Origin of the sequence: Pseudomonas sp. L7 (assembly GCF_046605565.1) — a bacterium.
GTDB classification, from domain to species: Bacteria; Pseudomonadota; Gammaproteobacteria; order Pseudomonadales; family Pseudomonadaceae; genus Aquipseudomonas; species Aquipseudomonas wayambapalatensis.
In genome coordinates this window covers 4,506,190-4,527,454 of the sequence record NZ_CP176784.1, presented here as the reverse complement: position 1 = coordinate 4,527,454, position 21,265 = coordinate 4,506,190, and the positions used below count along the sequence as shown (strand labels likewise).

19 protein-coding genes are annotated in these 21,265 nt (G+C 63.3%); 11 read left to right on the top strand and 8 right to left on the bottom strand.

Features of this window, described 5'->3' with window-relative positions:
* Positions 1 to 330 precede the first annotated feature (330 nt).
* The 3 genes from ACK3BK_RS20920 (at position 331) to ACK3BK_RS20910 (ending at position 4,337) form a co-directional block, all read left to right on the top strand.
* Positions 331 to 819: an RNA polymerase sigma factor gene (locus ACK3BK_RS20920; RefSeq protein ID WP_186668185.1), complete on the top strand. Its 489-nt coding sequence runs from the start codon at positions 331 to 333 to the stop codon at positions 817 to 819.
* A gap of 17 nt (positions 820 to 836) precedes the next feature.
* A complete protein-coding gene (locus ACK3BK_RS20915; protein ID WP_411383220.1) occupies positions 837 to 1,799 on the top strand; it encodes a FecR family protein in 963 nt (320 codons plus the stop codon).
* 108 nt (positions 1,800 to 1,907) lie between these two features.
* Complete coding sequence (locus ACK3BK_RS20910) at positions 1,908 to 4,337, top strand: TonB-dependent siderophore receptor (RefSeq protein ID WP_411383219.1); 2,430 nt, start codon at positions 1,908 to 1,910, stop codon at positions 4,335 to 4,337.
* A gap of 167 nt (positions 4,338 to 4,504) precedes the next feature.
* Here ACK3BK_RS20910 and ACK3BK_RS20905 read toward each other — a convergent pair whose 3' ends face one another.
* The 4 genes from ACK3BK_RS20905 to ACK3BK_RS20890 are packed head-to-tail and all read right to left on the bottom strand — an operon-like array spanning position 4,505 to position 7,947.
* The gene (locus ACK3BK_RS20905; protein WP_186668179.1) at positions 4,505 to 5,662 is read right to left on the bottom strand and encodes a betaine/proline/choline family ABC transporter ATP-binding protein; all 1,158 of its coding nucleotides are present in this window, start codon (positions 5,660 to 5,662) and stop codon (positions 4,505 to 4,507) included.
* Positions 5,659 to 6,312 (bottom strand): ABC transporter permease, encoded by a 654-nt coding sequence (locus ACK3BK_RS20900; protein WP_186668177.1) that lies wholly within the window; start codon positions 6,310 to 6,312, stop codon positions 5,659 to 5,661. The genes ACK3BK_RS20905 and ACK3BK_RS20900 overlap by 4 nt, the downstream gene beginning before the upstream one ends.
* Entirely contained in the window at positions 6,309 to 7,220 is a 912-nt protein-coding gene (locus tag ACK3BK_RS20895) for a glycine betaine ABC transporter substrate-binding protein (protein ID WP_411383218.1), read from the bottom strand. The genes ACK3BK_RS20900 and ACK3BK_RS20895 overlap by 4 nt, the downstream gene beginning before the upstream one ends.
* Before the next feature lie 13 nt (positions 7,221 to 7,233).
* Positions 7,234 to 7,947, bottom strand: coding sequence for an ABC transporter permease (locus ACK3BK_RS20890; protein WP_054892571.1), 714 nt, complete (start codon positions 7,945 to 7,947; stop codon positions 7,234 to 7,236).
* Between the two features lie 546 nt (positions 7,948 to 8,493).
* On the opposite strand from ACK3BK_RS20890, the gene ACK3BK_RS20885 reads away from it, so the two are divergent.
* The 4 genes from ACK3BK_RS20885 to ACK3BK_RS20870 all read left to right on the top strand — a co-directional run bounded on the left by ACK3BK_RS20885 (position 8,494) and on the right by ACK3BK_RS20870 (position 13,441).
* Complete coding sequence (locus ACK3BK_RS20885; RefSeq protein ID WP_411383217.1) at positions 8,494 to 8,823, top strand: type II toxin-antitoxin system RelE/ParE family toxin; 330 nt, start codon at positions 8,494 to 8,496, stop codon at positions 8,821 to 8,823.
* Entirely contained in the window at positions 8,789 to 9,151 is a 363-nt protein-coding gene (locus tag ACK3BK_RS20880; RefSeq protein ID WP_288376984.1) for a helix-turn-helix domain-containing protein, read from the top strand. Before ACK3BK_RS20885 ends, ACK3BK_RS20880 begins: the two co-directional genes overlap by 35 nt.
* Positions 9,152 to 9,256: 105 nt before the next feature.
* Complete coding sequence (locus ACK3BK_RS20875) at positions 9,257 to 10,840, top strand: peptide chain release factor 3 (protein WP_186710992.1); 1,584 nt, start codon at positions 9,257 to 9,259, stop codon at positions 10,838 to 10,840.
* 207 nt (positions 10,841 to 11,047) lie between these two features.
* Positions 11,048 to 13,441: a TonB-dependent siderophore receptor gene (locus ACK3BK_RS20870; RefSeq protein ID WP_411383216.1), complete on the top strand. Its 2,394-nt coding sequence runs from the start codon at positions 11,048 to 11,050 to the stop codon at positions 13,439 to 13,441.
* A gap of 60 nt (positions 13,442 to 13,501) precedes the next feature.
* Here ACK3BK_RS20870 and ACK3BK_RS20865 read toward each other — a convergent pair whose 3' ends face one another.
* A complete protein-coding gene (locus ACK3BK_RS20865) occupies positions 13,502 to 13,951 on the bottom strand; it encodes a hypothetical protein (RefSeq protein WP_186668169.1) in 450 nt (149 codons plus the stop codon).
* 110 nt (positions 13,952 to 14,061) lie between these two features.
* On the bottom strand, positions 14,062 to 14,955 hold the full coding sequence (locus ACK3BK_RS20860; RefSeq protein ID WP_288376979.1) for a helix-turn-helix domain-containing protein: 894 nt from the start codon (positions 14,953 to 14,955) through the stop codon (positions 14,062 to 14,064).
* A gap of 166 nt (positions 14,956 to 15,121) precedes the next feature.
* On the opposite strand from ACK3BK_RS20860, the gene ACK3BK_RS20855 reads away from it, so the two are divergent.
* From ACK3BK_RS20855 to ACK3BK_RS20840, 4 genes are all read left to right on the top strand, one after another.
* Positions 15,122 to 16,027, top strand: a complete 906-nt coding sequence (locus ACK3BK_RS20855; RefSeq protein ID WP_411383215.1) for a DMT family transporter — start codon at positions 15,122 to 15,124, stop codon at positions 16,025 to 16,027.
* A gap of 84 nt (positions 16,028 to 16,111) precedes the next feature.
* Positions 16,112 to 17,623, top strand: coding sequence for a glucosyltransferase domain-containing protein (locus tag ACK3BK_RS20850; RefSeq protein WP_411383214.1), 1,512 nt, complete (start codon positions 16,112 to 16,114; stop codon positions 17,621 to 17,623).
* The gene (locus ACK3BK_RS20845) at positions 17,620 to 18,006 is read left to right on the top strand and encodes a GtrA family protein (RefSeq protein WP_346655305.1); all 387 of its coding nucleotides are present in this window, start codon (positions 17,620 to 17,622) and stop codon (positions 18,004 to 18,006) included. The genes ACK3BK_RS20850 and ACK3BK_RS20845 overlap by 4 nt, the downstream gene beginning before the upstream one ends.
* Positions 18,003 to 18,941 carry a glycosyltransferase family 2 protein gene (locus ACK3BK_RS20840; protein ID WP_063546050.1) on the top strand — a complete coding sequence of 313 codons (939 nt, stop codon included), beginning with the start codon at positions 18,003 to 18,005 and terminating at the stop codon, positions 18,939 to 18,941. Before ACK3BK_RS20845 ends, ACK3BK_RS20840 begins: the two co-directional genes overlap by 4 nt.
* 134 nt (positions 18,942 to 19,075) lie before the next feature.
* Here ACK3BK_RS20840 and ACK3BK_RS20835 read toward each other — a convergent pair whose 3' ends face one another.
* Positions 19,076 to 20,050 (bottom strand): 2-hydroxyacid dehydrogenase, encoded by a 975-nt coding sequence (locus ACK3BK_RS20835; protein ID WP_411383213.1) that lies wholly within the window; start codon positions 20,048 to 20,050, stop codon positions 19,076 to 19,078.
* A gap of 113 nt (positions 20,051 to 20,163) precedes the next feature.
* Positions 20,164 to 21,111, bottom strand: a complete 948-nt coding sequence (locus ACK3BK_RS20830) for a LysR family transcriptional regulator (RefSeq protein ID WP_186668158.1) — start codon at positions 21,109 to 21,111, stop codon at positions 20,164 to 20,166.
* Positions 21,112 to 21,265: the final 154 nt, after the last annotated feature.

Genomic DNA, 21,265 nt, shown 5'->3' with positions numbered 1-21,265 from the left:
ACCGACTCGTGTGACCGGCAGATGTTCCCCTGGTCAATTCCAGCGTAAAGAATTGTGGAATGGAGCATGTCGGCCCGTTGCTGGGTGAACCCGTTTCCATAGGCATCAGGGTGTTTGCGCCGTGCCGTGCTCGCTCGCGAAAAGCGCCTGGGTGTTCATATTTATGGCCACGCCTGGCTGGCACCTCCGTGCCGGAATTCCTCGATAAATTTTTTGTTACCGAGGCAAAAAAATGCTCCCGTGAGGACAGTTGCACGCCGATTTGCCGCTTTTAATAAGAAGTATTATTATTTGCGACCTCTTGTCCCCGCCTCCCTGACGAGCCAGACCGTGTCCGGACACAAAGGCTTTCTCGACCACTATCACGAGCTGATCGGCACCTGGACGCGCAAGTTGCGCAGTCGTCAGCAGGCCGAGGACCTCGCCCACGATGCTTTCGTCCGCGTGCTGGAAAATCCGCGCGAGCAGGTCGAGCAGCCGCGTGCCTATCTGCACCAGACCGCACGCAACATCGCGGTGGATGGTTTCCGTCGCGAAGACCGGCGCCAGGCACTGGAACTGGAACTGTTCGATGAGGGCGGTGCCCAGGGCGGTGACCCGGAAGCCTACATGCACGCACTGGAGCTGGCAGACACCGTCGAGCGGGCGCTGGCGCAACTGCCGGTCAATTGCCGGCGGGTGTTCATCTGGCAGAAACTCGAAGGCCTGACCCAGGCCGAGATCGCCGAGCGCATGGGTTTGACCAAGAATATGGTCGAAAAGTATATGATTCGCACGCTCCGACATCTGCGTGAGCACCTGGACGTGACCACCAGATGAGTCAGGAGACCCTTTCGATGAATCAGCAAGGCGCCGACAACCCGCGCGAACAGGCCGCCGACTGGTTTGTCCGCGTTCAGGATGCGCCGGATGACAGCGGCCTGCGCGAGCGCCTGCAGCGTTGGCTGGACGAGCGCCCCGAGCACCGGCAGGAATACGAACTGCTTGGCAGGTTGTGGTGTGCAGCCGATTTCATCCCTTCCGAACGCCTTGAGGCACTGTGTGAAACAGAGCCGGTGCGTCAGTTGCCGCGTCGGCGTCTGCTGCGTCAGGCCCTGGCCGCAGGCGTTGCGGTCGCCGCGCTGGGGCTGGGCTGGGCGGGGTGGCAGTATCAGCAGTTGAACCACCATGACGTGCTCGCCACGCAATTGGGCGAGCGCCGCCTGTTCGAGCTGCCGGACGGCTCGCGCCTGGAGCTGAACAGCGCGACGCGCGTCGAGGTCGCCTTCAGCGCCGGGCGCCGGCAACTGCGCCTGGAGACGGGCGAGGCGATGTTCAGTGTCGCCCACGATAGCAGTCGGCCCTTCGTGGTTGATACGGCCCAGGGCAGCGTCACCGTCACCGGTACCCGTTTCGACGTGCGCCAGGACAGCGGCCTGACCCGGGTTGCCGTCGAGCAGGGTTCGGTGAAGGTCGAAGGCGCGGCTGGCTCGCTGGCGCAGTTGGGCGCAGGGCAGGGCGCGCATATCGACCAGCAGGGCACGGTCGCCGCGCCCTATGCGGTCAACGCCGCCTCGCTCACCGCCTGGCGCCAGGGCAAGCTGGTGTTCGACAACGCGACCCTCGCCGAAGTGGTCAGCGAGGTGTCGCGCTATCGCGCCCACCCGCTGCGTGTCGCTCCGGGCAAGGTCGCCAACCTGCGTCTGTCCAGTACCTTCAGCACCGACGACACCGACGCGTTGCTGCGGGCCCTGCCGAACATCCTTCCCGTGGCCGTGAAAGCCCATTCCGACGGCTCCAGCGAAATAATCGCGAAATAGATTCAGGTTTTTTCCGGTTCGTTCGTCTTCCTCGCCAGCTGCAACTGCCAAGCATTTCCATTTGCGTATGGTTGGCGTTTATCCGGACTTTCAGGACCTATCGAAGACGTGAACAACAACAAGCCCTTCCTTCGCCTGCGCCGCCTGGCGCTGGCCCTGGCGGTCAGCGCCGCCGCTGCGAACAGCTATGCCGAACAAGCTCCGGCCGCCATCCAGATCCAGGCCCAGCCATTGGCTTCGGCCCTGACTCAACTGGGCCAGCAGACCAGCCTGCAATTGTTCTTCAGCCCCGAGCTGGTCGCTGGCAAACAGGCGCCAGCGGTGTCTGGCAGCCTGGCCCCCGAGCAGGCCTTGCAGCAGCTGCTGCAGGGCAGCGGGCTGACCTACGAAATGTCTCAGGACACCGTGGTGGTCAAACCGGCCCAGAGCGCCGGCACCCTGACCACCGGCAGCCTGGAGCTGGCGCCGACCGATGTGAAGGTGGTGGGTGACTGGTTGGGCGATGCCGACCAGACCGTGGTGCAGAACCACCCCGGCGCGCGTACCGTGGTGCGCCGCCAGGAAATGGTCGAGCAGGGCACCATGAACGTGCGCGACGCACTGCGTGGTATCCCGGGTGTGCAGGTACAGGACTCCAACGGCACCGGCGGCAGCGACCTGTCGCTCAACGTCGGGGTGCGTGGCCTGACCTCGCGCCTGTCGCCACGCTCGACCGTGCTGATCGACGGCGTGCCGGCGGCCTTCGCCCCCTATGGCCAGCCGCAGTTGTCGATGGCGCCGATCTCCTCGGGCAACCTTGGCAGCATCGACGTGGTCCGCGGTGCAGGCTCGGTGCGTTATGGCCCGCAGAACGTCGGTGGCGTCATCAACTTCGTCACCCGGGCGATCCCGGAAAAAGCCACCGCCGAGCTGGGTACTACCCTGGAAACCTCCAAGTACGGTGGCTGGAAACACACCGAATCGGCCTTCGTCGGCGGTACTGCCGACAACGGCATCGGCGTTGCGTTGCTTTACTCCGGCGTCAACGGTAACGGCTACCGCCGCAGCAACAACGACAACGACATCGATGACGTGCTGCTCAAGACCCACTGGGCCCCCACCGACAGCGACGAGTTCTGGCTCAACTTCCACTACTATGACGGCCGCGCCGACATGCCCGGTGGCCTGACCCAGGCGCAGTTCGACCGCGATCCGTACCAGTCTGTGCGCGACTACGACTACTTCAGCGGCCGTCGCAAGGACGTCTCGTTCAAGTGGCAGCGCCAGCTCGACGAAGCCACCCAGTTCGAGGTGCTGACCTACTACACCGACAGCTTCCGCGGCAGCGCCATTGCCGCTCGCGACCAGCGCACCCTGTCGTCGTTCCCGCGCAACTACACCACCTTCGGTATCGAGCCACGCGTGTCGCGGGTCTTCTTCACCGGGCCTGTGACCCAGGAAGTCAGCGTCGGCTATCGCTACCTCAAGGAAGCCATGCGCGAGCAGGCCTCCCGCCTGGCGCTGATCGACAACGTGCCGACCGTCACCCCGACCGCCGATGGCCACGTCTACCAGGACCGTACCGGCGGCACCGAGGCCAGTGCCTACTACATCGATGACAAGATCGACGTCGGCAACTGGACCATCACCCCGGGCATCCGCTTCGAGCACATCAATACCGACTGGAGCGACCGTCCGGTGCTGGACAACAACAACCGCCCGGTGCCGGAGAAGAACCGCAGCATCACCAGCAACGAGCCGCTGCCGGCCCTGAGCGTGATGTACCACATGTCCGAGGCGTGGAAATTGTTCGCCAATTACGAGACCTCGTTCGGCAGCCTGCAGTACTTCCAGTTGGGTCAGGGTGGTTCGGGTGACAACACCGCCAACGGCCTGGAGCCGGAGAAGGCCAAGACCTACGAGATCGGTACCCGTTATGACGACGGCCACTTCGCGGGCGAGCTGACGGCGTTCTACATCGACTTCGACGACGAACTGCAGTACATCAGCAACGACGTGGGCTGGACCAACCTGGGGGCGACCAAGCACCAGGGTATCGAGGCATCGGTGCGTTATGACCTGGCGGGCCTGGATCCGCGTCTGGACGGTCTGTCGGCCAATGCCGGTTTCACCTACACCCGTGCCACCTATGAAGGCGAGATCCCTGGCTTCAAGGGCCGCGACCTGCCGTTCTACTCACGTCAGGTGGCAACTGCCGGGCTGCGTTACCAGATCAACCGCTGGACCTGGAACCTGGACGCCTACGCTCAATCCAAGCAGCGCGCACCGGGTACCGGGGTCAATGCCGATGGCAGCTTCACCGGCAACTACATCACCCAGCCGAGCGCCGATGGGCAGTACGGCAACATTCCGGGCTATGTGACCTGGCATGCTCGTGGTGGCTATGACTTCGGTCCGCAGCTGTCGAACCTGAAGCTGGCGGCGGGGGTGAAGAACATCTTCGACAAGCAGTACTACACCCGCTCCAGCGACAACAACGCCGGGTTGTACGTGGGTGAGCCGCGCACCTTCTATGTACAGGCCAGTGTAGGGTTCTGATACCGAGTCGCCCCATTCGCGGGCAAGCCCGCTCCCACAGGTACAGCGCCAGCCTCAAGGCTTGCAGAAGACCTGTGGGAGCGGGCTTGCCCGCGAATAGGCCCGTACAGCACTACATATCCAGAATTTGATTCGACATTGGCGAGGCGCAAAGCGCCCCTGGCAATCTAAAGGGCCACCGCCTCCGCAGGCGACACGATGCTGGTCTTCGCTCCCCGCGACCTACCCGAACTCAAGTAAGCCGCAATAGACTCCTGGGTCACCTCACCCAGAAACACTTGCTCGGCATCCAGCACCGGCAACCAGGCCCGATTGAACTCGTACATGCGCGACAGCAGGATGCGCAGGTGCTCGTCATGGGCCGCGGTGGCATTGAACGGTCGCAGGAAGTCCCCACAGGTGCCTTGCTGGCGGTGCATGTCGCGCCGGCGCACATACCCCATCGCCTTGTTCGCCGCATCGGTGACCACCACGTAGCGACGGTCGTGCTCGTCGAGCAACTCCAGCGCCTCGCTCACCGGGGTCTCGGGGCTGACCGACGGCGCGTTGTCCGCGGCATCTTCTGCGCGCACCAGCAGCAGGCGCTTGAGGGTGCTGTCCTGGCCGACGAAGTTGCTGACGAAGTCATCCACCGGGTGCGCCAGCAGCGTGTCCGGGTGATCCAGTTGCAGCAGCTTGCCCGCGCGGAAGATGGCGATCTTGTCGCCCAGCTTGATGGCCTCGTCGATGTCGTGGCTGACCATGATCACGGTCTTGTTCAGCGCCCGTTGCATCTCGAAGAACTCGTTCTGGATCATCTCGCGGTTGATTGGGTCAACCGCACCAAACGGCTCGTCCATCAGCAGCACTGGGGCCTCGGCCGCCAGCGCGCGGATCACGCCGATGCGTTGCTGCTGGCCACCCGACAGCTCGCGCGGGTAGCGCTGCAGGTACTGCTTGGGCTCGAGCTTGATCATGCTCATCAGCTCGCGGGCACGATCGTGGCAGCGCTGCTTGTCCCATCCGAGCAGGCGCGGCACCACGGTGATGTTCTCCTCGATGGTCATGTTGGGGAACAGGCCGATCTGCTGGATCACGTAGCCGATGTGGCGGCGCAGGGTGACCTCGTCGAGTCCGGTGGTGTCTTCGCCATTGATGAACACCTGGCCGGAGGTCGGGGTGATCAGGCGGTTGATCATCTTCAGCGTGGTGCTCTTGCCGCAGCCCGAAGGGCCGAGGAACACGCAGATTTCGCCTTCGTTGACGGTGAGGCTGACCGAGTCGACGGCTTTGACGTCCTTGCCGTTGACGTTGAAGGTCTTGCTGAGGTTCTTGAGTTCGATCATGAGCGCAGTCCTTCTGGAGTCAGGGCACGTTGCAGGGTTTGCAGGAGCAGGTCGGCGATGATCGCCAGCAGGCTGACCAGCACGGCGCCGACCAGCAGCATCGACATGTCGCTGCGGCTGATGGAGGTGAGGATGAGCACGCCCAGGCCACCGGCACCGATGGTTGCGGCGATGGTCATGACGCCGATGTTCATCACCACGGCGGTGCGTACGCCAGCGAGGATCACCGGTACCGCGATGGGCAGCTCGACCATGCGCAGGCGCTGGCCGAAGGTCATGCCGATGCCGCGTGCCGCTTCGCGGATGCCGGGCTCGACGTTGGTCAGGGCCAGGTAGGTGTTGCGCAGGATCGGCAGCAGCGAATAAAGGAACACCGCGGTGATCGCCGGCAGCGGGCCGAGGCCCTGGCCGAACTTGCTGTAAAACGGCAGCAGCAGGCCGAACAGGGCGATCGACGGGATGGTCAGCAGCACCGTGGCGCTGGCCTGCAGCGGGCCGGCCAGTACCGGGAAGCGGGTCATCAGGATGCCCAGCGGCACGCCGATGACGATGGCCAGGCTGACGGCGATGCCGACCAGCATGATGTGTTGCCCGGTCAGTTGCAGGACCAGGGCCCAGTCGAGATGGGCGAAGGTATCGAACAGGTTCATCGCGCGACCTCGCTGAAGGCATGTTCACGCAGGAAAGCGGCCGCCACGCTGGACGGGCTCTGGTGCTCGACATCGACCTTGGCGTTGAGCTGGCGCATGGTCTCGTCGTCGAGCGTCTCGGCCAGCGGCTTGAGCAGGTCGGCCAGTTGTGGATGGGCGTGGAGCACCGCCTTGCGCACCACCGGCGCGGCGGTGTAGTCGGGGAAGTAGTGCTTGTCGTCATCCAGCAGCTTGAGGTCGAAGGCGCTGAGGCGGCCGTCGGTGGTGTAGACCAGGCCGGCGAACACCTGGTTGTTGCGCAGGGCGGTGTAGACCAGGCCTGCATCCATCTGGCGGATGTTGGCGCGCCCCAGTTGCATGCCGTACATCGCCTGCAGGCCATCGAGACCGTCGGGGCGATTGGCGAACTCGGTGTCCAGCGCCACCAGGTGCTTGCGTGCCTGTTCGTCCTGCAGCACCTGGTTCAGCTGGCTGATGCTGGTGACCTGCGGGTAGGCTTCGGCGACCTTGCGTGGCAGGGCCAGGGCATAGGTGTTGCTGAACTTGGAGGGGGTCAGCCAGATCAGGTCCTTCTTCGCATCCAGGGCCTTGACCTTGTTGTAGGTCGCTTCGGCGCTGGGCATGCGTTCCTCGATGTGGTTGTAGGAGACCAGCGATACTCCGGTGTACTCCCACATCAGGTCGAGCTGCCCGGTTTCGTGGGCCTGGCGCGCCAGGCTGCTGCCCAATCCGCCGGTGACTCGGACCTGGAAGCCGTTGGCGCGCAGGTACTGGGCAGTGATTTCGGCGAGCACGGTCTGCTCGGTGAACACCCGCGCGCCGATGCGCACCAGGGGTTTTTCTGCAGCTTGGGCAAAACCTGCGCATAGCAGTGCCGCGCCCAGCAGCAAGGCGATTGTCTTTTTCATGAGTTCCCTCTTGTTATCCGGCCAGGCCGCGTTCCAGCCAGCGCTTGCTGGAGAAGCTCACCAGGGCATCCAGTACCAGGGCCAGGAGCGCCGTGCAGGCGGCGCCCAGCAGCAGCTGTGGCTGGTTGTTCAGGGCGATGCCGGGGAAGATCAGGCTGCCAAGGCTGTTGGCGCCGATCAGAAACGCCAGTGGTGCGGTGCCCACATTCAACGCCAGGGCCACGCGCACGCCGCCGACGATGATCGGCACGGCGTTGGGCAGCTCCACCTGCCAGAGTTGCTGGCGCGGGGTCATGCCGATGCCGGTGGCGGCTTCCTTGAGCGAGGCGGGGACGTTTTTCAGGCCCTCGTAGGTGTTGCGCACGATGGGCAGCAGGGAGGCGAGGAACAACGCGAAGATCGCAGGACCTGCGCCGATGCCCAGAATGCTCAGGGCAATGGCCAGAACGGCCAGGGGGGGAATGGTGTTGCCAACGTTGAAGAACTGCATGAAGCGCTCGGCTTTGTCGACCCGGTGCGGTCGACTGAGCGCAATGCCGGCGGGGATACCCACGGCCAGCGCCGCCGCCATCGAAGCCAACACCAGTACCAGGTGCGCTTGCAGGTAGAACCCAAGATCGTCGCGGTAACGCGCGATCGTGTCAGTGCCGATCCAGTGGATCAGCAGGGCCAGGATGACGAGCACGCAGGCCCATCCCATCAGCCCTTTTCCGTAGCGTTTCGCCACAGGTGGACTCCTTATGTCGTCGGCGGACACACTTCTTCGTAGCCGGCCCGTGCGGGAGGCGGGTGGTGTGTTCGCGAGTAGCAGCGTGACGCCTGCGAGGCAGTGCGTTCATGCCATGAGTCGAGCCCCGTCAGGCTCGTGAATGCTGGTGAAACCAGCCCTGAACCGAAACGGGTTGCAGGGGAGTGGACGTCTCCGGGGGCGTAAAGGTTCCCATCTGAGGCGGCATTTGGCCAGTGCTAATCACTGGCTGAATGCGAAAAAGGCGCGCAAAAAATGCGATTTGTCGCGCTACAGGCGTTGAAAACACTGCGCTTGCAGTTTTTTTGCTAACGGCGCTCGACACCGGTTGCAAGCGTGCATGGTCGACCAGCTCGTCGTGATGACGAACCAGCGTACGGACCAAACGTAGAAATCCTACCTCTTGAAGCTGATGCATCTGCTATCGACCAAGTACTGGAGGGCTCAGCATTTGCGTCCTGGAAGATCGAAATAGTCGCTTGAAGGAATATTCCTTGAGAGGTATTTTTAGTGTGGTCCATACGCATGTGCCCAGAGTTCGTCGTGGAGTTCGAGGCATTGGACCAAGATGTTCAGGATGAGCTTCTGGCACAGCTTCACCTCCTCGCTTGCTACGGCCCTGCGCTAGGGCGTCCTCGCGTGGATACCTTGAGTGGCTCACGGTATTCGAACATGAAAGAGCTTCGATTCAATGCCAGTGGTGGTGTATGGCGGGTGGCATTCGTGTTTGACCCTGTCCGCTGCGGCTTACTGTTGGTGGCTGGCAACAAGGCTGGCGTGAGTGAACGCAGGTTCTACCGAGCGCTGATTGAACGGGCTGATGAGCGGTTTGATCGACATCTGTGCAGAGGGTGAAGGTATGTACAAGACACTTGATGACATAATGGCGGGCCTTTCTCCCCAGCGCAGGGAGAAGGTCGCAGCGCGTGCAGACGAGTTACTCGATGAGGAAATGACCCTTCAGGCCTTGCGCAGGCAGCTTGAAATCACTCAGGAAGGCTTGGCGGAGCGTCTTGACGTTCGCCAAGGCAATGTTTCCAAGATGGAAAACCGTAGCGATATGCTGATTTCAACCTTGCGCACCTATCTGCAGGCCATGGGAGGCAGGCTGGAGCTCGTCGCCCATCTGCCGGGGCGGTCACCCATTACGATCAAGGGGCTGGCAGAGGACACCGGGCATTGAGCCTCGGGCGGGTGCCGCGCTGGCTTGTCACCAGGCATTTTGGCCTGGCGCCCGAGTTCAGGTATGATATCGCCCCTTTTTCGATCCCCATTCAGGCGATTTCCCATGACCAACCAGGCCGCCGAAGTCGCGAAGCGCCGCACTTTCGCAATCATTTCCCACCCCGACGCCGGTAAGACCACCATCACCGAGAAGCTCCTGCTGATGGGCAAGGCGATCTCCGTCGCGGGGACCGTGAAGTCGCGCAAGTCCGATCGCCATGCCACCTCCGACTGGATGGAAATGGAGAAGCAGCGCGGCATCTCCATCACCACCTCGGTGATGCAGTTCCCGTATCGCGAGCACATGATCAACTTGCTCGACACCCCCGGCCACGAAGACTTCTCCGAAGACACCTACCGCACCCTCACCGCGGTGGACTCGGCGCTGATGGTGCTGGACGGCGGTAAGGGTGTAGAGCCGCGTACCATCGCCCTGATGGACGTGTGCCGCCTGCGCGACACGCCCATCGTCAGCTTCATCAACAAACTCGACCGTGACATCCGCGACCCGATCGAACTGCTCGACGAAATCGAAGCGGTACTGAAGATCAAGGCCGCGCCGATCACCTGGCCGATCGGTTGCTACCGCGATTTCAAGGGCGTGTACCACCTCACCGGTGACTACATCATCGTCTACACCCCGGGCCACGGCCACGAGCGCACCGAAGCCAAGATCATCCAGAAGCTGGACTCCGATGAGGCCCGCGCGCACCTGGGCGACCAGTACGATAGCTTCGTCGAGCAACTGGAACTGGTGCAGGGCGCCTGCCACGAGTTCAACCAGGACGAATTCATCAACGGCCAGCTCACGCCTGTGTTCTTCGGGACCGCCCTGGGCAACTTCGGTGTCGACCATGTGCTCGATGCCGTCGTCGACTGGGCACCGCGCCCGCTGGCACGCGTGGCGCACGAGCGCACCGTGGAGCCGGTGGAAGAGAAGTTCACCGGTTTCGTGTTCAAGATCCAGGCGAACATGGACCCCAAGCACCGCGACCGTATCGCCTTCATGCGCATCTGCTCGGGCAAGTACGAGAAGGGCATGAAGATGCGCCATGTGCGCCTGGGCAAGGATCTGCGCATCGGCGATGCGCTGACCTTCTTCTCGTCCGAGCGTGAACAGCTCGAAGAGGCATACGCCGGCGACATCATTGGCCTGCACAACCACGGCACCATCCAGATCGGCGACACCTTCAGCGAAGGCGAAGCGCTGGGCTTCACCGGTATCCCGCACTTCGCCCCGGAACTGTTCCGCCGTGTGCGCCTGAAAGACCCGCTGAAATCCAAGCAACTGCGCCAGGGCCTGCAGCAGTTGGCCGAGGAAGGGGCGACCCAGGTGTTCTTCCCCGAGCGCAGCAACGACATCATCCTCGGTGCGGTCGGTGTGCTGCAGTTCGATGTGGTCGCCAGCCGCCTGAAGGAAGAGTACAAGGTCGAGTGTGCCTACGAGCCGATCACCGTCTGGTCGGCACGCTGGATCGCCTGCGACGACAAGAAGAAACTCGAGGAATTCCAGAACAAGGCCATGGAGAACCTTGCCATCGATGGCGGTGGTCACCTGACCTACCTGGCGCCGACCCGGGTCAACCTGTCGCTGATGGAAGAGCGCTGGCCTGACGTGCAGTTCCGCGCGACCCGCGAACACCACTGATCCCAGCAGGATGCGGCGCAAGGCCGCTTCCGGGTAATGCGCCGATGGGCGCTCTGCCCGGGAGCGGCCTTGTGCCGTTATGGGGCGTGCAGCCGCTTCCGGAAATATTTTTTGCACAAGCAGTGAGGTAACCCGGCGCGGCATTCGTGTAGTGAGTGAAAGTGCGATTCATTCGCAATCAATCCGTTCTCTCACAGGTCAGCGTCCATGAAGTTCACCCCGCGTTGCGTCCCTCTCTGGTTCGGTCTCTGCACCCTGTCCGCTGTGGCGCTGACACCCCTGGCTCACGCCGCCGAGCAGGTTCAGGTGTATACCTTCGCCCAGCCCGGTCAACCACTGGCCCTGGCCCTCAACGCCTTCAGCCGCACCACTGGGCAAAGCGTGGTGTACACCTTCGAGCTGCCCAGCCAGCAGGCGCCGGCGCTCAACGGCGCGTTCAGCGCCGAGCAGGCCTTGCAGCAATTGCTCGGCCATTCCGGGCTGGCCTGGCGCCGCGTCGATGCGCGCACCCTGACCCTGGAGCCTCTCGACACGTCCGGCGCCTTGAACCTGCAAGCCACCACCGTGACCTCGCAGATGGACAGCTTCAGCTACCAGCCACCGGCCAGCCCCTCGATCATGCGCGGCCAGGGGACGAATCTGGAAACGCCGCACGCCATCAACGTGGTTCCGGCCCAGGTGCTGCGCGACCAGGCACCGCGCAACCTCGACGATGCCCTGGCCAACGTCAGTGGTATCACCCAGGGCAACAACTTCGGCGGCACCTCCGACACGGTGATGAAGCGAGGTTTTGGCGACAATCGCGACGGTTCGATCATGCGCGACGGCATGCCCATCGTGCAGGGTCGCAGCCTCAACGCCACCACCGAGCGCGTCGAAGTGCTCAAGGGGCCCGCGTCGCTGCTGTACGGCATCCAGGATCCGGGCGGGGTGATCAACGTGGTCAGCAAGCGCCCGCAGCTCGAGCAATACAACGCCTTGACCCTGCGCGGCTCGACCTACGGCAGCGGCAAGAATGGCAGCGGTGGCAGTTTCGACAGCACTGGTGCACTGGGCGACAGCAACCTGGCCTATCGCTTGATCGTCGATCATGAAGATGAAGACTACTGGCGCAACTACGGCGTGCACCGCGAGTCGCTGGTGGCACCGTCGCTGGCCTGGTTTGGCGAGGACACCCAGGTGATGCTGGCCTACGAGCACCGTGAGTTCCTGTATCCGTTCGACCGAGGTACGGCGATCAGCAACCGCACCAATCACCCGCTGGACATCCCGGCCACTCGCCGCCTCGACGAGCCGTTCAACGACATGGAAGGCCGTTCGGACCTGTATCGCCTTGAAGTCGATCACCAGTTGGCGGACGACTGGAAACTGCACTTCGGCTACAGCTTCAACCGTGAAACCTACGACGCCAGCCAAGTACGGGTGACCGGCGTCAACGATGCCCGTGGCACCCTGACCCGCAGCATCGACGGCACCCACGGCGCCATGAGCCGCGACCAGTTCGCCACCCTGAGCCTGAACGGCAATGTGCAACTGGGCGGGATGCAGCATGACCTGTTGCTGGGCTTCGACCATGAAGACCGCAAGGTCTACCGCGCAGACCTGATCCGCCAGGCCAGCCGCTCGACCTTCAGCTACCTCAACCCGGTCTACGGCCAGGAGCCTGAAGGCAGCACCGTGCGTGCCAGCGACAGCGACCAGACCGACAAGCTGCGCACCGACTCGCTGTTCTTCCAGGACGCCGTGCACCTGGACGAGCACTGGATCGCCGTGGCCGGTGTGCGCCTGCAACAGTACGACCAGCTCGCCGGTCGCGGCCGGCCGTTCACCACCAACACCGATACCAGCGACCGCGCCTGGACCCCGCATGCCGGGCTGGTCTACAAGGTCGATGAGCAGTTGTCGTTCTATGGCAGCTACAGCGAGTCGTTCAAGCCCAACTCCAGCATCGCCCCACTGACCGGTGGCCTGGTGCTCGACTCTTCCATCGCTCCGGAGGAGGGCAAGGCCTGGGAGCTGGGGGCCAAGCTCGACATTCCCGGGCAGATCACCGGCACCCTGGCGCTGTTCGACATCACCAAGCGCAATGTGCTGGTGGCCAACTTCGACACCCGCACCGGCGAAACCCTGTACAGCAATGCCGGCGAAGTCAGCTCGCGTGGCGTCGAACTGGACCTGAGCGGCCAGCTCAGCGAACGCTGGAGCCTGATCGGCAGCTATGCCTTCACCGACGCCGAAGTGACCAAGGACCCGGACCTCAAGGGCAATCGTCTGCAGAACGTGGCGCGCCATACTGGCTCGCTGTCAGCGGTGTACGACTACGGCAGCCTGTTCGGCGGTGATCGTCTGCGCCTGGGAGCGGGTGCACGCTATGTCGGTGAGCGGGCAGGTAACCCGGCCAACGATTTCGACCTGCCGGCCTACACCGTCGCCGATGCCTTCGCCAGCTACGAGACCAAGCTGGATGCGCACAAGGTGCGTTTGCAGTTGAACGTGAAGAACCTGTTCGACAAGGTGTACTACAGCTCGGCGGTGAACCGGTACTTCGTGGCCATCGGCGATGCACGGCAGGTGAGCCTGTCGAGTACCTTGGAGTTCTGAGGCAGGTCAGCAGCACTCTACTTCAATGGCGAAGTAGAGTGCTTTCAATATATTCAGCCATCAACGTGGTTTACGCGGGTAAGGGAAATTGAAATACCCTTTTTTGAGGTTGAAACCGCCTGCCGTTCCAGAGAAGCTGACGATGCACCTTTCGTTGATGTTGTTCAGATCGACAACACCTTTTACTGAACCGATATTGGTTCCTCCCAGGATGATTCCGGGGATGATGCCGACTTTCCCGCCTTGATGTTCATCCCTGGTGACAAAAGGGTAACTCCCGTCTTTGGTTCCATTAGGAACATTCAAAACGACTCGATCAATCGGGGGATCCATATACGCGATGATCTGAGTGAAGCCTTCGTTGAACTCATAATCAATCTTGGCATTCGAGGTCTCGTACGTATGTTCGCTCTCGAAGCCAAACCACTTCAGGTTAAAGTGAGGTTCCGCCGATCTATCCGGCGCAGTTGAACCATAAGAGGCGTCGGGTAGTTTTGTGATCTTGTCCATGTTCCACCCCTGAGCGATAGATTCAGTGAAGGACGATAGGTGCCTGCTGAAGCTAAGCAATTGATCAGGAGCCCACAACTAGCAGAATTATCAGGTACCCAGGCGAAGGTTTATCGGCTCGCAAGTTCTATTCTGCCCAACGCAGCGCGATATTCGCCGGGCGTTGCGCCCATCGCCTGCCTGAAGCGGTTGCTGAAATGGCTGGCACTGGCAAACCCGCACAGCAATGCCACCTGCCCCAGCGGCAGGTCGCCCTGGCGCAGCAACCGGCATGCCTGGTGCAGTCGGCGCGCCAGCAGGTACTGGTGCGGCGGCAGGCCGAAGCTTGCGCGGAACATCCGGGCGAAGTGGTATTCGGACAGATTGCAGCGCAGCGCCAGTTCGTTCAGTGAAAGCGGCTGGTCGAGATTGGCCTCGATGTAGTCCACCAAGTGCCTACGCTGGTGCGGTGCCAGGCCGCCTTTGAGCCGCAGGCCCTGTCGCAGCCCGGCCTGGCCCAGCACGGCATGGTCGATGATGGCGTGCGCCAGGCTGCTGGCCAGCAGGCGCTCGGCAGGTTCGTTCCAGTCAAGCCCGATCAGTTGGTGAAAGCGCAGGGCCTGCTGTGGGTCGTCGAGGAAGGTGGCTTCGTGCAGCTGCATTTCCCGTGGCTCGCGATCGAGCAGGCGAATGCAGCCCAAGGCGAACTGTTCTTCGCTGATGTACAGGTGCGCCAGGCGGATAGCACCGTTGACCACCCAATTGGACTCGTGGCCGGCCGGCATGATGCACAGTTTGTTGGGCGCGCCCTTGTCGCCCGGGCGCTGGCGGCGGAAGGTGCCGGTGCCGTCGGCGATGTAGCACGACAGGGTGTGGTGGCTGGGGGCGAGGTAGTCACGCGCATCGTCACGGTTGCGCCACAGGGCTGCTGCCAGGCCCTCACCCATTTGCGCGCTGGCTTCCAGGCGGGCGTTGGGCGAGCTGTGCATGGCGTTGAAGACTTGCAGCTGATGAAGTGGCGGCATGGGCGATTCCTCTGGAGGGCTATCGTACTGCGACGCGAGCGCAATGGGAGTGGTTGCCGACGGAAAAGCGCAAGTTTGTGCAAGCGCGGGGCGGGGCGAGGGGGACAGACTTCATGAGCCCACCGCCGTTCCCGCAGACCACCGCCAAGCCCCAAGGATCCAGCCCATGAACCTGTCGCTCTACCTGCTCACCGTCCTGATCTGGGGCACCACCTGGATCGCCTTGAAACTGCAATTGGGTGTGGTCGAGATCCCGGTATCGATCGTCTACCGCTTCGCCCTGGCCGGGCTGATCCTGTTCGCGGTCCTGCTGCTGACCCGTCGCCTGCAACCGATGAATCGGCGCGGGCACCTGATCTGCCTGGCCCAGGGGCTGTGCCTGTTCTGCGTCAATTTCATGTGCTTCCTCACCGCCAGCCAGTGGATCGCCAGCGGCCTGATCGCCGTGGTGTTCTCCACCGCAACCTTGTGGAACGCGCTCAACGCGCGGATCTTCTTCGGCCAGAAGATCGCCGCCAACGTGCTGGGTGGCGGCGCCTTGGGCTTGCTGGGGTTGGGCCTGCTGTTCTGGCCGGAGCTGTCAGGGCACGCCGCCAGCCGCGAAACCCTGGTCGGCCTGGGCCTGGCGTTGCTGGGCACCTTGTGCTTCTCGGCTGGCAACATGCTGTCCAGCCTGCAGCAGAAGGCAGGCCTCAGGCCAATGACCACCAACGCCTGGGGGATGGTGTATGGGGCGAGCCTGCTGGGGTTGTATTGCCTGGTCACAGGCGTGCCCTTCGCCATGGAGTGGAACACACGCTATATCGGTTCGCTGCTGTACCTGGTGATCCCAGGTTCAGTGATCGGCTTCACCGCCTACCTCACCCTCGTCGGGCGCATGGGGCCGGAGCGGGCGGCGTATTGCACGGTGCTGTTCCCGCTGGTGGCGCTGAACGTGTCGGCATTCGCCGAAGGCTATCAGTGGACCGCACCGGCATTACTGGGGCTGGTCGCGGTGATGGCCGGTAACGTGCTGGTGTTTCGCAAGCCCCGGGTTGCCAAGGCTGCGCAGGCAACGCTGGCCATGAAGTGAGGCCTGTGCCCGACACCGATGCAGAAGATGCCGGCGCTGCGCTGTCTACACTTGGCCAAATCCCTTGATCCTGCAAGGTAGGCCATGTCGACAGCCCAGCCGTGGAACCGCCCCCTGACACCGCGCCAGGCGCACATGCTCTGCCTGCTCGCGCTTGGCCTGCATGTGCTGCCGCTGATTCTTGCCGACTCGATGTACCTCGACGATGTCTGGCGCGCGCAGACCGCCACGGGTAACTGGATCGCCGAAGGGCGCCTGTTCACCCAGTGGCTGCATGCCGGGCTGAGCTTCGCGGGTGGGGCGATCAACCTGTTTCCCTTGCCGCTGCTGTTGAGCCTGCCGGTGGCGGCCTATGCCCTGGCGCGCCTGGCCATTCATTACTTCGGACAGCCGCGCCCGACCGACCTGCTGGTGGTGTTGCCGCTGTGGTACAGCCCGTTCTTCCTGCAGAACCTGTCGTACCAGTACGACGGGCCCGCCATGGCACTGGGGTTGGCGGCGATGATCCTGGCGGTAAGCCTCGATTCACGCCGGTTGTTCGCTGGCACCGTATTGATTGCCTGCGGCCTGGGTTTCTACCAAGTGACGCTGAATGTATTCATCGGCTTGTGTTGCATCGACGCGGTGCGCGGCCTGTTGCGGGGCGATCCGCTGGCCAGGGTGGGCAAAGCGGTGACCCTGCGTGTGGTGCAGATGCTGTTGGGCGGGCTGGTGTACCTGTTGGTGGCGATGCCCTGGATGTCCGAGCAGCGTTTGACCATGCTGGCGGTGGACACTGCGCTGCCGGGCGAAGTGATACAGCGCCTGGGCACTGCGTTCGAACAGGTCGCCCTGCTGCTGACGCCCGACAATCGGGTCCTGGCGGTTGGGCTGGCGCTGCTGGCCGGCGTTGGCCTGTGGCGCGATGCCCGGGGTATCCATCGGGACCACGGCCTGCCGGGCCTGCTCGTGCGCGGCGGCGGCCTGCTGCTGGCGGTGCTGGTGCTGCTGGTGATGACCAGCGGCGTGATGCTGGCATTCGACTATTTCATTCATGGCGCGCGCACCCTGATGGGCTTTGCCTGCGTACTGGTGCTGCTGCTCTACCTGGCCAGGCGCGGGCTGGGCAACCGTGCGCCCGACCGTGCGCTGATTCTCTGCCTGCCGCTGCTGTCGATGCTGTCGCTGGCCTACGCCCATGGCCGCCTGCTGGAGGCGCAGAAGGCGCAGTTCGCTGCGATCGGCCAGTACATCGGTCAGGACATCCTCAGCCACCCGGCGCTGGACAAGGCCCGCGCCTTCTACCTGCTCGAACGCAACCAGGCCGACGGCTGGTTGCCTGCAGCCTCTGGCGCGCAGGCCCGGGCGCCGCTGCTCAAGTTCATCCGCAGTTCGGACTTCGTACTCTTGCCGGAGATGATGGCGCGCGTCGGTATCGGCCAGTTCTATATCAACAGCTCCGCCAACCAGAGCCCGGCGCCGGCCTGGCGCGCCGATGATCTGCTGGCCCGCGGCGACACACCAGTGGTGGACAACCGCCTGTACAGCATCTACCTCGTCGGCGACCAGGGTTATGTGGTGACCAAGCCGCAGCCCAGGCCCTGGACGTTGCCGTGAGCAGCGGTGCGGGCGGCCTGTTCGGCCAGATGCGGCGCTATGTGCTGGTCGGGTTGGGCAATACCCTGGCGCACTGGTCGGTGTTCTTTCTGCTGCACCTGCTGCTGGGGTTGCGCCAGGCGCCAAGCAACCTGCTGGCGTTCGCCGTGGCGGCCAGCCTGTCGTACTACGTCAATGCCCGCTACACCTTCGCGGCCAGGCCCAGCAAACGGCGCTACTTGCTGTTCCTGCTGGGCATGGGGATAGTGAGCGTGGCACTGGGAGCGCTTTCCGACTGGGCACGCCTGTCACCCTGGCTGACCCTCGTGACCTTTTCCACGGTCAGCCTGGTAGTGGGTTACAGCTACTCGCGCACTGTGGTCTTCAGACGGAGGACGCCATGAACATCACCCTCATCGTGCCGGTGTACAACGAGCAGGACACCCTCGAGCACTTCTACCGCACCGTGCGCGCCGAGCCGTCGCTGCAGGGCATGACGGTGGAGATCCTGTTCGTCAATGACGGCAGCAGCGACGAGACCGAGGCGATCTGCGCCGAACTTGCGCTGCGTGATGAATGGGTCACGGTGATCAACTTCTCGCGCAATTTCGGCAAGGAGTCGGCGCTGTTCGCCGGGCTCGAATATGCCGATGGCGATGCCATGGTGCCGATCGATGTCGACCTGCAGGACCCCATCGAGCTGATCGCACAGATGGTCGAGCGCTGGCAGCAAGGCGCCGACGTGGTCCTGGCCAAGCGCCGCAGCCGTGATGCCGACACCCCGCTCAAGCGCTGGAGCGCGCGCCTGTACTACCGGCTGCACAACCGCATCGCCTCCACCCATATCGAAGAGAACGTCGGTGATTTTCGCCTGCTCGACCGCAAGGTGGTCGCCGCGATCCGCCAGTTGCCGGAGCAACAGTTGTTCATGAAGGGCGTGTTGTCGTGGGTGGGATTTCGCACCGAGATCATCGAGTACGACCGCCCGCCGCGGGTGGCGGGGGAGAGCAAGTTCGGGCTGTGGCGGTTGTGGAACCTGGCGCTGGATGGCATCACCTCGTTCAGCACCGTGCCTTTGCGCTTGTGGACCTACATCGGCGCGGGGGTGTCGCTGTTCGCGCTGGTGTTCGCGGTGTACCTGATCGTGCAGAAGGTGCTGTGGGGGATCGACCTGCCGGGATATCCGTCGCTGCTGTCGGCGATCCTGTTCCTGGGGGGCGTGCAACTGATCGGTATCGGGATCCTGGGGGAGTATGTGGGGCGTATCTACCAGGAGACCAAGCACCGGCCGCGGTATGTGGTGCGCAAGGTGCTGGGACGGCGGCGCCAGCCGCGGTGAGCCTGTTGGACTGGTGCTGGCCTCTTCGCGGGCAAGCCCGCTCCCACAGGTAACACCACCGTATTCAGAAGCTATGTGGGCTGTTGTGGGAGCGGGCTTGCCCGCGAAGAGGCCGGTACAGTCAGCCGCCAGGTTCAGCCCTTCCACACCTGCGGATTCACCAGGTCCCGTGGTCGCTCGCCCAGCAGCGCTGCGCGCAGGTTCTCCATCGCCCGGTTGGCCATGGCTTCGCGGGTCTCGGCAGTCGCCGAGCCGATGTGCGGCAGGGTCAGGGCGTTGGGCAGCTTGAACAGCGGCGAATCGGCCAGCGGCTCCTTCTCGTACACATCCAGTCCGGCACCGCGAATGGTGCCGGTTTGCAGCGCCTCGACCAGCGCCGCCTCGTCCACCACCGGCCCGCGGGCGATGTTGATCAGGAAGGCGCTCGGCTTCATCAGCTTCAGCTCACGGGCGCCGATCAGCTTGCGGGTGGCATCGGACAACGGCACCACGATGCAGACGAAATCGGACTCGGCCAGCAACTGCTCCAGGCTGCGGAACTGCGCGCCCAGCTCCTGCTCCAGCGCGCTCTTGCGGCTGTTGCCGGCATACAGGATCGACATGTTGAAGCCCAGGCGGCCACGGCGAGCCACGGCGGCGCCGATGTTGCCCATGCCGACGATGCCCAGGGTCTTGCCGTGCACATCGCTGCCGAAATGCGCCGGGCCTACGGTCGCCTGCCAATTGCCGGCCTTGGTCCAGGCGTCCAGCTCGGCGGTACGGCGGGCACAGCCCATGATCAGCGAAAAGCCCAGGTCGGCGGTGCTTTCGGTGAGCACGTCGGGGGTGTTGGTCAGGGCGATGCCGCGCTCGTTGAAGTAGTCCAGGTCGTAGTTGTCGTAGCCGACCGACACGCTCGACACCACCTCCAGCTTGCCGGCACCTTCGAGCTGCGCGCGGCCGAGCTTGCGGCCGACGCCGATCAGGCCGTGAGCCTCAGGCAGCGCTTCGTTGAACTGGGCATTGATGTCGCCCAGCTTGGGATTGGGCAGGATCACGTTGAAGTCGTGCTGCAGGCGCTCGGCCATGGCCGGGGTGATACGGCTGAAGGCCAGGACGGTCTTTTTCATCGGGCTACTTCTCTGCAAGGCGGTGGGACGATGGCGGCCTGCGAAAAGGCCGCCGCGAATCAACGATTGGTTAGCAACCTACCATTGTCGCCACCTGCAATGCAGCAGCTTTTTCAGGTGGCGATCAGCAATTCATGGGTCTTCAGGTCTGCTTCGTGCGCCGCCAGGATCTCCGGCAGCGAGTTGCGCAGGTATTCGACCCAGGTCTTGATCTTGGCATCCAGGTACTGGCGCGACGGGTAGATCGCGTACAGGTTCAGCTCCTGCAGGCGATAGTCGGGCATCACCCGCACCAGGCTGCCGTCGCGCAGGCCGTCGATGGCGGAGTAGATCGGCAGCACGCCCACCCCCATGCCACTGCGGATCGCGGTCTTCATCGCGTCGGCGGAGTTCACCTGGAACGGCGAGCTGGTGATGTTGACCATCTCCTGGCCTTCCGGACCGTCGAACAGCCATTTTTCCAGCGGAATCACCGGGCTGACCATGCGCAGGCACTGGTGCTTGAGCAGGTCGGCGGGCTTGTGTGCGATGCCGTGGCGAGCAATGTAGTCGGGGGAGGCGCAGACGATGCTGTAGGTGATCCCCAGGCGCTGGGAGACGAACCCTGAGTCAGGCAGCTCGCTGGCCAGCACGATGGACACATCGTAGCCCTCGTCGAGCAGGTCGGGCACACGGTTGGCCATGGTCAGGTCGAACGTGACGTCTGGGTGCGTCTGGCGGTAGCGAGCGATGGCATCGACCACGAAATGCTGGCCGACACCGGTCATCGAATGCACTTTGAGCTGCCCGGCGGGGCGGGCGTGGGCATCGCTGGCCTCGGCTTCAGCTTCCTCGACGAAGGTCAGGATCTGTTCGCAGCGCATCAGGTAGCGCTTGCCCGCTTCGGTCAGGGCGATGCGCCGCGTGGTGCGATTGAGCAGGCGGGTTTGCAGATGGGCTTCCAGGTTGGAGACCGCCCGCGACACGTTGGCGGTGGTCGTATCCAGCTGCGCAGCGGCGGCGGTGAAGCTGCCGAGCTGGGCTACACAACTGAAAGCACGCATGTTTTGCAGGGTGTCCATGGGTCACTCTCGATCTAGAGGACAAAATTGTGACATGAAGTAATGAAAAAGCACGTCCGACCAAAGCCGGATTATCGCTGTTTTGGTAACAAAGATTCGCAGGAATATGCGCTTATCGCCAATGAAACCCGCCCCTAGAATTGCCCGGCCCCTT

What these genes read in the sequence shown, in the direction of transcription:
- ACK3BK_RS20915 (WP_411383220.1), top strand. Translation starts at nt 837, where the DNA reads ATGAATCAGCAAGGCGCCGACAACCCGCGCGAACAGGCCGCCGACTGG.
- ACK3BK_RS20905 (WP_186668179.1), bottom strand. Translation starts at nt 5,662, where the DNA reads ATGATCGAACTCAAGAACCTCAGCAAGACCTTCAACGTCAACGGCAAG.
- ACK3BK_RS20900 (WP_186668177.1), bottom strand. Translation starts at nt 6,312, where the DNA reads ATGAACCTGTTCGATACCTTCGCCCATCTCGACTGGGCCCTGGTCCTG.
- ACK3BK_RS20895 (WP_411383218.1), bottom strand. Translation starts at nt 7,220, where the DNA reads ATGAAAAAGACAATCGCCTTGCTGCTGGGCGCGGCACTGCTATGCGCA.
- ACK3BK_RS20885 (WP_411383217.1), top strand. Translation starts at nt 8,494, where the DNA reads ATGTGCCCAGAGTTCGTCGTGGAGTTCGAGGCATTGGACCAAGATGTT.
- ACK3BK_RS20880 (WP_288376984.1), top strand. Translation starts at nt 8,789, where the DNA reads ATGAGCGGTTTGATCGACATCTGTGCAGAGGGTGAAGGTATGTACAAG.
- ACK3BK_RS20875 (WP_186710992.1), top strand. Translation starts at nt 9,257, where the DNA reads ATGACCAACCAGGCCGCCGAAGTCGCGAAGCGCCGCACTTTCGCAATC.
- ACK3BK_RS20870 (WP_411383216.1), top strand. Translation starts at nt 11,048, where the DNA reads ATGAAGTTCACCCCGCGTTGCGTCCCTCTCTGGTTCGGTCTCTGCACC.
- ACK3BK_RS20865 (WP_186668169.1), bottom strand. Translation starts at nt 13,951, where the DNA reads ATGGACAAGATCACAAAACTACCCGACGCCTCTTATGGTTCAACTGCG.
- ACK3BK_RS20860 (WP_288376979.1), bottom strand. Translation starts at nt 14,955, where the DNA reads ATGCCGCCACTTCATCAGCTGCAAGTCTTCAACGCCATGCACAGCTCG.
- ACK3BK_RS20855 (WP_411383215.1), top strand. Translation starts at nt 15,122, where the DNA reads ATGAACCTGTCGCTCTACCTGCTCACCGTCCTGATCTGGGGCACCACC.
- ACK3BK_RS20850 (WP_411383214.1), top strand. Translation starts at nt 16,112, where the DNA reads ATGTCGACAGCCCAGCCGTGGAACCGCCCCCTGACACCGCGCCAGGCG.
- ACK3BK_RS20840 (WP_063546050.1), top strand. Translation starts at nt 18,003, where the DNA reads ATGAACATCACCCTCATCGTGCCGGTGTACAACGAGCAGGACACCCTC.
- ACK3BK_RS20835 (WP_411383213.1), bottom strand. Translation starts at nt 20,050, where the DNA reads ATGAAAAAGACCGTCCTGGCCTTCAGCCGTATCACCCCGGCCATGGCC.
- ACK3BK_RS20830 (WP_186668158.1), bottom strand. Translation starts at nt 21,111, where the DNA reads ATGGACACCCTGCAAAACATGCGTGCTTTCAGTTGTGTAGCCCAGCTC.